The sequence below is a fragment of the Lentzea sp. NPDC003310 genome (assembly GCF_040610935.1).
Taxonomy (GTDB): Bacteria; Actinomycetota; Actinomycetes; order Mycobacteriales; family Pseudonocardiaceae; genus Lentzea.
On the sequence record NZ_JBEXNC010000001.1, the window covers coordinates 338,922 to 351,244 of the forward strand.

The window sequence follows — 12,323 nt, forward strand, 5'->3', positions numbered from 1 at the left end:
CGAGGCTAGCGATCGGCCCACCGCGCGGCGCGGCGCGACAGTTCCGCGAACGCCTCCCGCAGCTCCGGCGGTCCCACCACCTCGAGCTCGGCGTCGAACCGGGCGAGCCGTGCGGCCAGCGCGGCCCACGACCACGCGCCGGTCAGCAGCCTGGTGCGGCCGAGACCGGCCTCCTCCGCCACGTCGCCGCCCGCGAACGGCGCCACCTCGGCGAGCGGCAGGTCGAGCACCACCTCGCCGCGGCACGGCCAGGCGTCGGTGTCCGAGCCCTTGAAACGGGCGGCCAGGAACGTCGCGACGTCGCCGCCCGGCACCTCCCGCGGGGTGAAGCGCGGGCCGTTCGGGATGCGCAGGTCCATGCGGTCGGCGCGGTAGGTGCGCCAGTCGTCGCGGTCGGTGCTCCAGCCGACCAGGTACCAGCGGCCGGCCCTGACCACGAGGTGGTGCGGCTGCACGCGCCGCACGGTGTCGTCCTCCCGGCCGGGTGCGCGGTAGGAGAACCGCAGCTCCTCACGGGCGCGGACGGCGTCGCCCAGCCTGAGCAGCACCTCGGTGTCGACCTGCGTGCCGCGGCCCGCGGACTCCAGTTCCAGCGCGTCGACGCGGTGGCGCAGCCGGGACGGCAGGACCTGGCGCAATGTGGCCAGCGCCCGTGCGGCCGCCTCCTCGATGCCCGCGCCCGTGCTGACCGCGACCTTCAGCGCCACGGCGAGGGCTACGGCCTGGTCCTCGTCGAACAGCAGCGGTGGCACCTGGCTGCCCGCCTCGAGCCGGTAGCCGCCGTCGGGGCCCTTGACCGCGTGCACCAGGTAGCCGAGCTCGCGCAGCCGGTCGACGTCGCGGCGGACCGTGCGCTCGCTGACGCCGAGCCGATCCGCGAGCACCAGTCCCGGCCAGTCCCGGCGGACCTGCAGCAGCGACAGCAACGACAGCAGGCGGGCCGACGTGGTCGTCGAGTTCGCGATGGGCACGACTTCAGCTTGGCACAAGTAGCGGACGTTCCCTGTCCTCTACCCCTGACAGAGTCGGTTCCAGCGCCGGAGACCTCCGGAGCGAGAACGACTCGAAGGAACCAGGAACCATGCCGCTCAACGCAGTCGCCCACCTCAACTTCCGCGGCCAGGCGCGGGAGGCGCTCGAGTTCTACCGGTCGGTGTTCGGCGGGCAGCTCCACGTCGTCACCTACGCCGACTACGGCATGCCCGCCGAGGTGCCCGGCGCGAAGAACGTCGTGTTCGGCGAGGTCGTCGCGGACAACGGCTTCCGCGTCCTCGCCTACGACGTGCCCGGACCGGAGCAGCCGGTCGCGACCGGCGAGCCCACCACCCGCAGGGAGAACGGCACCACGATCACCTCGGAGCCGTTCTTCCTGTCGGTCGGCGGCGCGAGCGTCGACGAGGTCACGCCGATCTGGGCGGGCCTCGCCGACGGCGCGACGGTGATCGAGGAGTTCGCCCCCTCCGCCTGGTCACCCGGTTTCGGCATGCTCGCCGACCGGTTCGGCGTCACCTGGATCGTGAACGTCGCGGCCTGACGGTCACTTCCGCCAGAACAGGTGGTGCGTGACGCCGGACGGGCTCGGAACGACGTCGAGGTGGAACCGGTCGAGCAGCTCGTCGGGTGACTTCCACAGCGGCACCCCGTGGCCGAGCTCGACCGGCGCCACCGCGACGTGCAGGGTGTCGACCAGGTCGGCGTCGAGGAACGACCGGATGGTGGTGGCGCCGCCACCGATCCGGACGTCCTTGCCGTCCGCCGCCTCCTTCGCGAGCGCGAGCACCTCCGCCGGCTCCGCGTCCACGAAGTGGAACGTGGTGTCCGACAGCGTGAACGAGGGCCGCACGTGGTGGGTCAGCACGAAGACCGGCGTGTGAAACGGCGGCTCGTCGCCCCACCAGCCCTGCCACTCGTGGTCCTGCCACGGCCCGCGGTGCGGGCTGAACTTGTGCGCTCCCATGATCTCGGCGCCGATGTTGTGCGCGAAGTCGCGGGTGAGGTAGTCGTCGAGCCCGCGGCTGCCGCCGGGATCGGTGCGGTTCGGCCAGCTCGCGGTGGCGCCCGCCCACGCGAACATCGTGCCGGGATCGGCGTGGCCGAACGGCCGCTCGAGGGTCTGGTCCTCACCGGCGCCGAACCCGTCGCTCGACACGACGAAGTTCTGGACCTTCACCAGCTGGGTCATGGACGTCCTTCCGTTCTCTCGGGTCGAGGGTCAGACCGCCGGGACGGCCGGAACTCATCGGCCGCAGAGCGTCGCACGATCAGCAGGGTTACGCGCTCGCCGTCCAGTTCCACCGCGCGACCTCCGGTGCCCAGTCCCGCCGCGCGGCCACGATGCGGGCGGCACAGCGGTCCCGCGCCTCCTCGACCACCCAGGCGATCGCCTCGGCCGACGTCAGCGGCCGGCGGGCCAACAGCGGCGCCGTGCGCCAGAGGTGCGTCCACACGTCGAGCGCGGCGTCCTCGGCCAGCTCGGCGTCGACGTGACCGGACGGCGACCGCAGCGCCTCGGCGACGACGCCGAAGACCACCGCCCCCAGGCGGTCGTACAACCCGCCGAACGCGGCCCGGTCACCGCGGGCGACCGCGCTCAGGAGGTCGCCCGCGGACGCGGCCCTCACCGCTGCCCTGTGCAGAGGGGAGCGGACTCCGGCGCGCCGCCGTCCTGGGCGGTGATCCGGAAGGCGCAGAGGTCGTACCCGTTGCGCAGCAACGCCTTGGTCGCGCCCTGGACGTCCTTGCGGGACGGCGCGGGCGACCGCGAGATCACGAACCCGGTCCTGCGGTCCGGTGCGCCGATCACCGCCCACCGGTAGTCGCGGTCGAGCCCGATCACCCAGTACCTGCCGGGCTTGTCGAAGCTCCAGCCGTCCGCCGTCCTGGCGAACGACACCTGCAGCTTCGCGGGGGACGCGGGATCGGTGCGGCGCGCCCTGCCCTCGAGCGACGACGCCACGCCGCCCTCGCGGGTGCAGGAGTTCACCACCTTCACCTGGCCGTCGGGCAGCAGGGTGTAGACCGCGTTGTCGTTGCGGGCGCAGTGCGCCTGGAAGGGCTGGGGGATCGCCGCCAGCTGCACCCACCGGCCCTGGTAGCGCTCCAGGTCGATCGAGCCGACGGGCCGCACGTCGGGGGTGGCCGCCGTGGCCGGGGTGGGAGCCAGGCACAGGCCGAGAGCCAGGGCCGCCGCTGCCGCGGTGGAGCGCATGAGATCACCTTTCACCTTCGTGAAGCACCGCACCGAACGTATGGCCGCGCGGGAGTGCCTGCATGACGGCGAGAGCGTTCACCCCTCGAACGGGCGGTCAGGCGGCCGCGCCGAAGAGCGCGGCGAGGCGCTCCAGCGACCGCCGCATCGACGCCTTGTTGCGGCGCGGGATCGGCGACAGGTCGAGCAGCAGCGGCAGGCGCGCGGTGGACCAGTCGAACGTCTCGGTGACCTCGGTGGTGCCGTCGGGCAGCGGGGTGAGCCGCCAGCGCCAGCGGTGCCCGTTGAAGTGCCGCCACGCGATCAGCCGGTCCTCCTCGAACTCCACCACGGTGTTCTCGATCCGGTAGCCCACGCCGATCTTCATGTCCATGCCGAACGTGCTGCCGGGTGCGAGCCGCTCGGGAGCGCCGGCCCGCGGCGCGCGGACGGTGCCGGACCCGTCGATCAGCGGGTGCTTCGCGGGATCGGCCAGCAGGTCGAAGATCCGGGCGGCCGGCGCGGGCACGGTGGCGGTGACGGAGACGCTTCTGGTGGGCACCAGACCAGCCAAACACCGGCGGTGCGGCCGTGCACGACGGCGAGCGGTGTGATCTACGTCCTGGCGGTTGCCACGACCAGCGTCGAGGAGACGTGACCGAACGCCGGACCGGCCGGGAGGAACAGCGTGTCGATGCCGCTCAGGGCGCGGTTCGCCTGGGCCAGCGGGACTTCGTGCGCCAGGTCGCCCGGCGTGCGCGTGCCCCGCACGACCACGCCCGCGCCGACCTCGCGGCAGTAGTCGACCAGCAGCCGCCCGGCGCTCGAGTCCACCACGACGGTGGGGAGGTCCGCGGTGAGCTCGGTCAGCAGCGCGAGCCGGTCGGGCAGCGGCAGCCGGCCGGCCTTGTGCGGGTTGGTGAGAACGCACATCACGACCTCGTCGAACAGGGCGGCGGCCCGCCGTGCGATGTCGAGGTGCCCTTGGGTGGCGGGGTCGAAGGAGCCGGGGAAGACGGCGCGCATGAGCCGAGGCTAGCGAGACGCGCCGGGCGCGCGGGGCGGCCGGTGACGCGCGTCTCGCCGGTGGGTTAGCGTGGCGCGAGGGGGAGTGGACCATGAGCGATCGCGCCGACGTGCCGTCCGCCGTGCTGGCGGAACTGCGGAAGATCTGTGCCGGCCTGCCGGAGAGCTACGAGGAACCCGCCTGGGTGGGCACCCGGTGGCGCGTGCGGCAGCGCACGATCGCGCACGTGTTCACCGCGCAGCCGGGTGCGACGGGCGCGTTCAGCCGGGCCGCCTCGCTCACCGCGCCGGCCGTGGTCATGACGTTCCGCGCCGACGGCGAGGAGTTCGAGGCGCTGGTGAACGGAGGGCCGCCGTTCTTCCGCGCGGCGTGGGGGTTCGACGTGGTGGGCATGATCGTCGAACGTGACGCCGACTGGGCGGAGATCCGGGAGCTGCTGACCGAGAGCTACCGCAAGCTGGCACCGGCGAAGCTGGTCAGGCAGCTGGGCTGACCACCGCACTGTCTACTGTGGACTGCGTGGCTCGGCGAGTACCCGTCGCGCCCTGAAGTCGTTCTTGACCGGCGGTGACCCGACGAGGCAGTGTGCGGTAAGCGGTTTCCCAGGGGGTGGGCGTGGCACAGCCGAAGGCGTTGGTGGTCCGCGGTGGGTGGGAGGGGCATCAGCCGGCGCGGTCCACCGAGTTGTTCATCCCGTTCCTGGAGCAGAGCGGGTACGCCGTGCGGGTGGAGGAGTCGCCCGAGGTGTACGCCGACGCCGCCGAGATGGCGCGCACCGATCTGGTCGTGCAGTGCGTCTCGATGGCGGAGATCACCGCCGCGCAGGTGGCCGGGCTGCGCGCGGCGGTCGAGGCCGGCACCGGGTTCACCGGCTGGCACGGCGGCATCGCGGACTCGTTCCGCGCGTCGTCGGACTACCTGCACCTGGTGGGCGGCCAGTTCGCCACGCATCCGGGCAAGGAGCCGTGCGAGCGCCAGGGCGGGCAGGAGGACAACTTCCTGCCGCACGCGGTGACCATCACCAAGCTCGGCCGCGAGCACCCGATCACCGCGGGCGTCGAGGACTTCGAGCTGGTCACCGAGCAGTACTGGGTGCTGCACGACGACCTGAACGACGTGCTGGCCACCACGACCCACCCACCCCGGCCGTGGCACCCGTGGCACCGGCCGGTCACCTGCCCGGCGATCTGGACCCGCCGGTGGGGCGCCGGGCGGATCGTCGTCACGACGCCGGGGCACAGCCTGGACGTGCTGGAGCACCCCAGCGTCCGGACCGTCATCACGAGGGGGATGTCGTGGGCGACCCGCACCGCGTCGGCATCGTAGGCCTCGGGTTCATCTCCCGCGCGTACCTGACCACCCTGCGCGGCCACCCCGCCGTGCGCATCACCGCGGTGGCCGATCTCGACCCGGCCCGTGCGGTCGCGACGGCGGCCGAACTCCCCGGTGCCGAAGCGGTGAACGTCGAGCGACTGCTCGGCGGGGCGGACGTCGACACGGTCCTCAACCTGACCGTCCCCACGGCCCACGCCGAGATCACGCTCCGCGCGATCGACGCAGGCAAGAACGTCTTCACCGAGAAGCCGCTCGCCGTCACGTTCCCGGAAGGCCGGGAGATCGTCGAACGCGCCGCCGCGGCCGGAGTCGCCGTCGGGTGCGCACCGGACACCGTTCTCGGCACGGGGACGCAGACCGCGCGTGCGGCGATCGACGGCGGGCTCGTCGGACGCCCGCTCGCCGCGTCGGCCGTGATGGTCACCCCGGGGCACGAGCGCTGGCACCCCGACCCGGACTTCTACTACACCGCGGGCGGCGGCCCGTTGTTCGACATGGGGCCGTACTACCTCACCGCGCTGATCCACCTGCTCGGCCCCGTGCGGGCGGTGGTCGGCGCGGCGAGCCGCCTGCGCCCCGAGCGCGTCGTCGGTTCCGGTGCGCGGACGGGCGAGCGGATCCCGGTCGAGGTCGACACCCACGTCTCCGGCGTGCTCGAACACGCCGACGGCGCGCTCTCGACCATCACGACCAGTTTCGACGGGGTGGCCACCACCGCCGCGCCGATCGAGGTGCACGGCGAGACCGGCACGCTCGCGGTCCCGGACCCGAACCACTTCGACGGCGAGAGCCGCCTCGTCGAGCTCGGCGGCACCGGGTGGCGCACCCTCCCCACCAGCGCGGGGCACGTGGGCGCGGGACGGGGAACCGGTCTCCTGGACCTCGTCGCCGCCGCGGGACGACGGCCTCCGCGCGCCGGAGGTGAGCTCGGGCTGCACGTGCTCGAGACGATGACCGCCCTGCTGCGGTCGGCGCACGAGGGGCGGCGGGTCGAGCTGACGACCACGGCCGAGCGGCCGCCGCCCGTGCCCCTCACGCCCTGATCCGCCTCGATCAGGACGTGGCGGCGGCGCGCAGCCAGTCCGGCACGTGCTCGCCGGTGCGCGGGAAGATCTCGAGCTCCCTGGCGTGGGCGGCCGGGGGCGGCGGGGTGCGGAACGACGGCTCGTCCTGGCGGTTGTACTCGATCGCGTAGTTGTCCGGGTAGTCGAGCCAGTAGGTGGCGTGCAGCCACGTGCCGCGCTCCGGGCGGGCCATTCCGGCGCGCAGCCGGGCGAACAGGCCGGGCACCTCGTCGGGCAGGTCCCAGCCCCACATGCTCCCGTTCGACATGCGCAGCAGGCCACTCGCCTCGATGTGGTCGCCGATGGCCTTGTAGGCGATCTGGAGGTGGTTCCACCCCGGCGGCAGGGCCAGCACCAGTCGCCCGGTGATCAGTTGGAGCAGCTCGTCCTGCTGGACCGGGTTGAGTGGTTCCGTCATGGCCTCAGTATCCCGCAGCCGGCTGATCGTCCTCGGGCAGCTTGGCGCGCAGCCAGTCGGGGACGTGCTCCGGTGCGCGCGGGAAGCGTTCCAGGTCGAGAGCCCACTCGTGCGGGCTCAGGTCCGGGGTCCACAACGGGTCGAAGTCGTGGTTGTAGACGACGTGGAACACGTCCGGCGGGTCCATCGTGTACCGCAGCGAGAACCACGTGCCGCGCCCCTCCGCGTACATCAGCTCGCGCAGCTCCCGCAACACCCGGCCGACCGGCAGCTGCAGGTCCGCCGGGGGACTGGAGTGGTCCGGCATCAGCACGGTGAGGGCCATCAGGTCCTGCGTGCTGGACACCGACGCGCGGAGGTCGATCCGGGACCAGCCCGCCGGGCTGCCCTCGACCAGGAGGCGGCCGATCTCCTGCAACAGCTCCTGCTGCCGCTCACGGAGCGGGCGGGGGGACGACCCGGTTGTTCCTGGCGGGTTCGGGGACATTGTCGAAGCTCCTGATCACATGGTCGGTCCTGGGCGGTGGCGGGTCGGACACCGTCAGGTGGTAGCGCACGTGCAGCTTGTCCGGTGTGCGGATGTCCGGCGTGGTGCGCTCGGCCCAGAAGTCCACCCGGTCCACGGTCGTGCCCTCGGTCGCCGCGTGCCGTGCGACGTCCTCCTCCATCCGCCGCCAGGTGTGGTCCGTCGGAGCGCCGTCGATCCTCATCGGACGGTTCTCGTAGGCCCATTGCGGGACGTGGTTGATCCGCTCGCCGGGACCGCCGGCCTCGTACGCCACGATGTGGCCGCCGTCGAACTTGAACAGCTCGTGACGGTTGCCGTAGTAGTTGACCGGCGGGTAGTCACCCGACGTCGGGTCCTTGAAGCCTTCCTTGCCACCGCTCGCGATCCGGCCCGTGTCGGGCTGGACGCCCTCGCCGGGCGAGCCCGGCTCGACACCGCGGCGCGGCCCCCAGAAGTCCTCGGCCCTGGTGTCGGCCGGCGGGAACACCGGACGGCCGCTCGCGGCGATCGTGTCGCCGTGCACGTCGGTCCGGTACATCTGCTGCGGCACCTGGGGATCCATGCCGTCCACGTGCCGCGGGCCGACCGCGAACGTGGTGTTAGGCGCCGGGACCGGCAGGCCCGCGTCCCACGTCTCCGCCGTGCCGAGCTCGGGGTTGAAGCCCTCGGCGCTGTTGCCCGACCAGGTGTGCACGTGCGACACCCGGCCGTCGGCGCCGGTGTAGAAGGTGCCGTGCCAGTCGCCGTCGGCGTTGTAGACGTCGTAGCGGGCGTGCGGCTGCAGCGGGTTGTCCGGATCGTTGCCGCGCAGGGAGAACGGGCCGTCGCCGTCCGGTGGGAGAGCGGGGTTGTAGTTCTCGTGCGGGGGCATCGTCCGGTAGTTGCCGTCGGGGCCGCCGGGCGGGTTCCACTCCACGGCGGGAGGCGTGCGTGCCTGGTCGAAGTCGTCGAACCGGTCGGCGGGCCGGTGGTCCGGCGACGTGCTCGGCGCGGAGTCGGGCGCCGCGTCGGGCGTCGTGCCGGCGTCGTTCGTCGCCGTGGTGTCCGGCCGGGACGGTGCCGCGTCGGGGTCGTGGCCGCGGAACGTCTGCGTGCCGTTCCCGAGGTCCACCTGGTACACGACGCCATGTTCGGGCCGGGCGGTGTCCGGGTTGACCGGGACACCCGTGGTGTTGCGGGTGTTCGGCAGGCTCGTGTCGACGTGCGTGACCCTGCTGTTCGCGTCCGTGTAGTACGTACCGCGCACCGAGCCGTCCGGGTTGTGGACGACGATGCGGGAGTTCGGCTCCAGCGGCGGCCCGCCGTTGAGGTCGAGCACGCGCTGGTTCGGGTCGACCTCCAGGTCCACCCGCGGCAGGTTCTGCGGCGGGTCCCACGGCACGGTCCGCTGCGGCGTCGGGTCGCGGCCCTCCGGCGGGTCGGTGATCGTGTTGTCCCGGCCGCGGTCGCGCGCGTCGTCGGGGTCCAGGTCGTGCTTGTCGGCGTCGTTCGTACCCGGCACGAACCCGTCGTCGCTCGCCCTGGTGCGGCTGCCGTCCGGGCTGTGCGTCTCCCACTCGCCGTTCGGCGGGATGCGCGGCCGTCGGTTGCCGTCGGCGTCGACCTCGGCGTCACTGGTGTAGACACGGCCGTTGCTGTCGGTCCAGGCGGGCTTGGTGGGCGCGAGGACGTCCGCGCCGGTGTGCCGCGACAGCCGGTTGGCGAAGTCGTTGGACCCCGCGTCGCACCCGATCAGCCGGATCGGCGTCCGGCCGTCCCACCCGTTGCGCCGCAACAGGTCCCCGTACTCCTCCGGGCTGTAGCTGTGGTTGCCGATGCGCGCCCGCCCGTCCGGCGAGACGTGGACGTCGGCGGTGAAGTACCGCGGGTCGTGCGGCACCCGCCGGGGCAGGTCGCCCATGTCCGGGTCACCCCGGTGGTGCGAGATGCCGGCGGGCGTCGTCTCACCGTGCCGCGCGTGGGCGTCGTCGATGCCCGGCCGGTCCGGCGTGCCGGGGCCGTCGGGGTCGCGCGGCGGAGACCAGGGGTCCTGGTCGGACCGTAGCGACGGGTCGTGGCGTGCGGGCGGGGTGTCCGGCGCGTGGCGTTGGGGCGGGCCGTCCGGCCGGTTCGGGGAGGACGGCTGGTGCGGCGCGTTGGGGTGGGACGTCGGCGCCGGGCCTCGGCTCTGCGGGCCGGGGTGGGGCTGGGGCTGGTTGGTGTGGGCCTGGTTGGTGTGGGGAGGGTTGCCGTGGGACGGGCCTGTGGTGCCAGGACCGTGGTGAGGCGGGCTGGCGTGGGACGGGCCCGTGGTGCCGGGACCGTGGTGGGACGGCCCTGCCTGCGACGGACTCGTGTTCGACGGCCCGTTGTGGGGCGCGCCGTGCGGCGGTCCGGCGTTGCCGGGGCCGGCGTTACCCGGCCCGTGGTGCGAAGGGTTGGTGGCGCCGGGCGCGTTGTGCGTCGGACCGCCATGCGTCGGACCGGCGTGTGTCGGGCCAGTCTGGGATGGCCCGGAGTGGGATGGCCCGGAGTGCGGTGGTGCGGAGTGCGGCGGGCCGCCCTGTGTGGGGCCGGGACCGCTGTGCGGGCGCGTGTTGGCGGGGCCGGTGTTGGACGGCCCGTTGTGGAGGGGGCCGGAGTTGCCGGGCCCGTTGTGGGTGTGCGGCGGACCACCGTGCGGCGAGCCGCCCGGTGACGGGCCACCACGAGCAGGGCCGTGAGAGCTCGGCGAGGTGTGCGACGGGCCGGGACCGCCGTGGGCCGGACCGTGCGACGAGGGCCGGGGTCCTTCCGGACCGCGCGCCGCCGGACCGGAGGAGCCGAGATCGCCCCGGCTGCCGGGCGTTCCGGTCCAGCCGCCGCCGGCGCCGGGACGTGCACCACCGCCACCGGGAGCACCACCGCCCGGCGCGCCACCAGGGGCGCCACCGGCGGGTACGCCGCCGGGCGGAGGCGTCCCCGGGTTGGGCTGACCGCTCTGGGGGCTGGTGCCGGGACCGCCGGTCTGGGGGTGGTCGGGGCGTGCGGGGGCGTCGACCGCCGCTGCGGTCGACGAGGAGGTCTGGTCGGTCCGCATCGGGGACGGGGCGGGGTTGTTACCGCCTGGGCCGTTGGGCGAACCGCCTCCAGGTCCCGCGCCACCACCGGCGTTGGGCGAACCGCTGCCAGGGCCACCACCGGCGTTGGGCGCACCTCCGCCGGGTCCCGCGCCACCACCGGCGTTGGAGTGCGGGAAGTTCCCGCCGGGGGCGGGTGGTCCTTGGGGTGCGCCGCCGGGCTGGTTGCCGCCAGGTCCGGACTGGCCGTGAGGTGAGCCGGGGTGGTTCCCTCCGGGTGCGGGCGGTCCCTGAGGGCCACCGCGGTCGCCGGGGGAGTGTCCCGGACCACCTCGGTAGTCGCTGCCGGGACCATTGCTGCCCGGACTGCTGCCCGGACCGTTGCCTGGCCCGCCACCGCCCGGTCCGCTACCCGGCCTGCCACCGCCCGGCCCGTTGCCCGGCCCGCCCAGCGGCCCGGTGCCACCCGGAGCCGGGCCACGCGGCGAGTCGCCGTCCGGGCCGCTGCCCGGGTCGCGCCTCGGCGGACCGGCCGGGCCGTCGCTCCTCGGCGAGTCCGTGGACGGCTCGGTGGTGGTGCTCGACGTGCTCGTCGTGTTGGTCGGGCGGTTCGACCCCGGCCCGTCCGTGCCCGAACCGGGACCCGAGCCCGGGGACGGGTCGCCGCCGCGCGTGGAGCTGGACGGCAGGTCGACGTCAGGGCTGCCGGTCTGGAGGAAGCCGCCCCTCTTGATGTTCTTCGGGTCGAGGACGTCGAGGCCGGTGACCTTGCCCGCGAGCTTGCCGACGACCTTCATGATCTTCTCGAAGACCTCGACGAGGCGCTTCAGCATCGGCGAGACCCGCTTGATGGTGCTCAGCAGGTCCTGGATGATCTTCGCGATCCGCGCGGCCCACTTGGAGATCGCGGTGACCGCCTGCGCGACGATCACCGGCGTGCCGAAGCCCAGTGTGAACGCTGCTTCCAGCACCCACGCGATGAGCTTGCCGACGAGGTCCGCGATCAGGTCGCGCACCATCTCGCGCACGAACGCGACGACCATTCCCATCAGCCCGACGACGGTGCCGACGGTCCCGGCGGCGGAGGCGGCGCCGGTCAGGGCGTCGCTCTGGGCCTTCGCGTCGGAGCGGTACGCGTCGGCCGCGGAGCCCGCCCACGCCTCGATGCCGGACTTCATCGCCGCGTTGTAGTCCTCGGCGATCTTGCCCAGCTCGGTCGCCACGTTGTTCCACGTCGTGGAGTACGACTCGATCACGGGCGGGTTGCCGGCCAGCCAGTCGAGCATGTCCTTCAACGGCTGCACGTGTTCCATCAGGAACGACGCGGCGGAGGACAGCAGCGTGCCGAACGGGTCGATGGCCATCGCGGCGGCGTCCGCGGCGAGCCCGACCAGGCCGAGGCCGCCCTCGATCCAGTTGCCGTCCTTGATGCCGTTGTAGGTGTCCATCGCCGACTCGGCGATGGAGATGCCGGTCGCCCAGCCGTTGTCACCGGTGCCCGCGTTGAACAACCCGCCCGGCTCGGCGGGCGGTGCGGCGACCAGCGGGTTCTCGCCCGCCATCAGGCACCCGCCCCGGAGCCGCCCACGACCGGACCGCGGTCGACCGGCACAACGGACACGGCGACACCTCCCCCTGACTCGCCTACCGCAGATGATGACGCATCGCGGTCCCGCGAGAGGGCGGAACTCCTCAACTCGCCCGCCGAACCGCGATGATCGAGTCGGCCTCGCTCCACAGTGGACC

The 12,323-nt window shown here is 73.4% G+C and carries 13 protein-coding genes; 4 read left to right on the forward strand and 9 right to left on the reverse strand.

Features of this window, described 5'->3' with window-relative positions:
- Positions 1 to 5: 5 nt before the first annotated feature.
- Entirely contained in the window at positions 6 to 971 is a 966-nt protein-coding gene (locus ABZX02_RS01630; protein ID WP_355294157.1) for a WYL domain-containing protein, read from the reverse strand.
- A gap of 110 nt (positions 972 to 1,081) precedes the next feature.
- On the opposite strand from ABZX02_RS01630, the gene ABZX02_RS01635 reads away from it, so the two are divergent.
- Positions 1,082 to 1,534: a VOC family protein gene (locus ABZX02_RS01635; protein ID WP_355294158.1), complete on the forward strand. Its 453-nt coding sequence runs from the start codon at positions 1,082 to 1,084 to the stop codon at positions 1,532 to 1,534.
- A 3-nt stretch (positions 1,535 to 1,537) separates the two neighbouring features.
- Here ABZX02_RS01635 and ABZX02_RS01640 read toward each other — a convergent pair whose 3' ends face one another.
- The 5 genes from ABZX02_RS01640 to coaD all read right to left on the reverse strand — a co-directional run bounded on the left by ABZX02_RS01640 (position 1,538) and on the right by coaD (position 4,213).
- Complete coding sequence (locus tag ABZX02_RS01640) at positions 1,538 to 2,182, reverse strand: dihydrofolate reductase family protein (protein WP_355294159.1); 645 nt, start codon at positions 2,180 to 2,182, stop codon at positions 1,538 to 1,540.
- A gap of 88 nt (positions 2,183 to 2,270) precedes the next feature.
- Positions 2,271 to 2,621: a hypothetical protein gene (locus ABZX02_RS01645; protein ID WP_355294160.1), complete on the reverse strand. Its 351-nt coding sequence runs from the start codon at positions 2,619 to 2,621 to the stop codon at positions 2,271 to 2,273.
- Complete coding sequence (locus ABZX02_RS01650) at positions 2,618 to 3,208, reverse strand: lipocalin family protein (RefSeq protein WP_355294161.1); 591 nt, start codon at positions 3,206 to 3,208, stop codon at positions 2,618 to 2,620. Before ABZX02_RS01650 ends, ABZX02_RS01645 begins: the two co-directional genes overlap by 4 nt.
- Before the next feature lie 97 nt (positions 3,209 to 3,305).
- The gene (locus ABZX02_RS01655; RefSeq protein ID WP_355294162.1) at positions 3,306 to 3,749 is read right to left on the reverse strand and encodes an SRPBCC family protein; all 444 of its coding nucleotides are present in this window, start codon (positions 3,747 to 3,749) and stop codon (positions 3,306 to 3,308) included.
- A gap of 53 nt (positions 3,750 to 3,802) precedes the next feature.
- A complete protein-coding gene (coaD, locus tag ABZX02_RS01660) occupies positions 3,803 to 4,213 on the reverse strand; it encodes a pantetheine-phosphate adenylyltransferase (RefSeq protein ID WP_355294163.1) in 411 nt (136 codons plus the stop codon).
- A 92-nt stretch (positions 4,214 to 4,305) separates the two neighbouring features.
- On the opposite strand from coaD, the gene ABZX02_RS01665 reads away from it, so the two are divergent.
- The 3 genes from ABZX02_RS01665 to ABZX02_RS01675 all read left to right on the forward strand — a co-directional run bounded on the left by ABZX02_RS01665 (position 4,306) and on the right by ABZX02_RS01675 (position 6,592).
- Positions 4,306 to 4,707 carry an MmcQ/YjbR family DNA-binding protein gene (locus ABZX02_RS01665; protein ID WP_355294164.1) on the forward strand — a complete coding sequence of 134 codons (402 nt, stop codon included), beginning with the start codon at positions 4,306 to 4,308 and terminating at the stop codon, positions 4,705 to 4,707.
- A 122-nt stretch (positions 4,708 to 4,829) separates the two neighbouring features.
- Complete coding sequence (locus tag ABZX02_RS01670; RefSeq protein WP_355294165.1) at positions 4,830 to 5,540, forward strand: ThuA domain-containing protein; 711 nt, start codon at positions 4,830 to 4,832, stop codon at positions 5,538 to 5,540.
- Positions 5,510 to 6,592 carry a Gfo/Idh/MocA family oxidoreductase gene (locus ABZX02_RS01675; protein ID WP_355294166.1) on the forward strand — a complete coding sequence of 361 codons (1,083 nt, stop codon included), beginning with the start codon at positions 5,510 to 5,512 and terminating at the stop codon, positions 6,590 to 6,592. Before ABZX02_RS01670 ends, ABZX02_RS01675 begins: the two co-directional genes overlap by 31 nt.
- A 10-nt stretch (positions 6,593 to 6,602) precedes the next feature.
- Here ABZX02_RS01675 and ABZX02_RS01680 read toward each other — a convergent pair whose 3' ends face one another.
- From ABZX02_RS01680 to ABZX02_RS01690, 3 genes are read right to left on the reverse strand one after another with little or no spacing between them, the layout of a single operon-like run.
- Positions 6,603 to 7,031 carry a hypothetical protein gene (locus ABZX02_RS01680; protein WP_355294167.1) on the reverse strand — a complete coding sequence of 143 codons (429 nt, stop codon included), beginning with the start codon at positions 7,029 to 7,031 and terminating at the stop codon, positions 6,603 to 6,605.
- A 4-nt stretch (positions 7,032 to 7,035) separates the two neighbouring features.
- Entirely contained in the window at positions 7,036 to 7,449 is a 414-nt protein-coding gene (locus ABZX02_RS01685; protein WP_355294168.1) for a hypothetical protein, read from the reverse strand.
- Between the two features lie 16 nt (positions 7,450 to 7,465).
- Positions 7,466 to 12,139 (reverse strand): hypothetical protein, encoded by a 4,674-nt coding sequence (locus tag ABZX02_RS01690; RefSeq protein ID WP_355294169.1) that lies wholly within the window; start codon positions 12,137 to 12,139, stop codon positions 7,466 to 7,468.
- Positions 12,140 to 12,323: the final 184 nt, after the last annotated feature.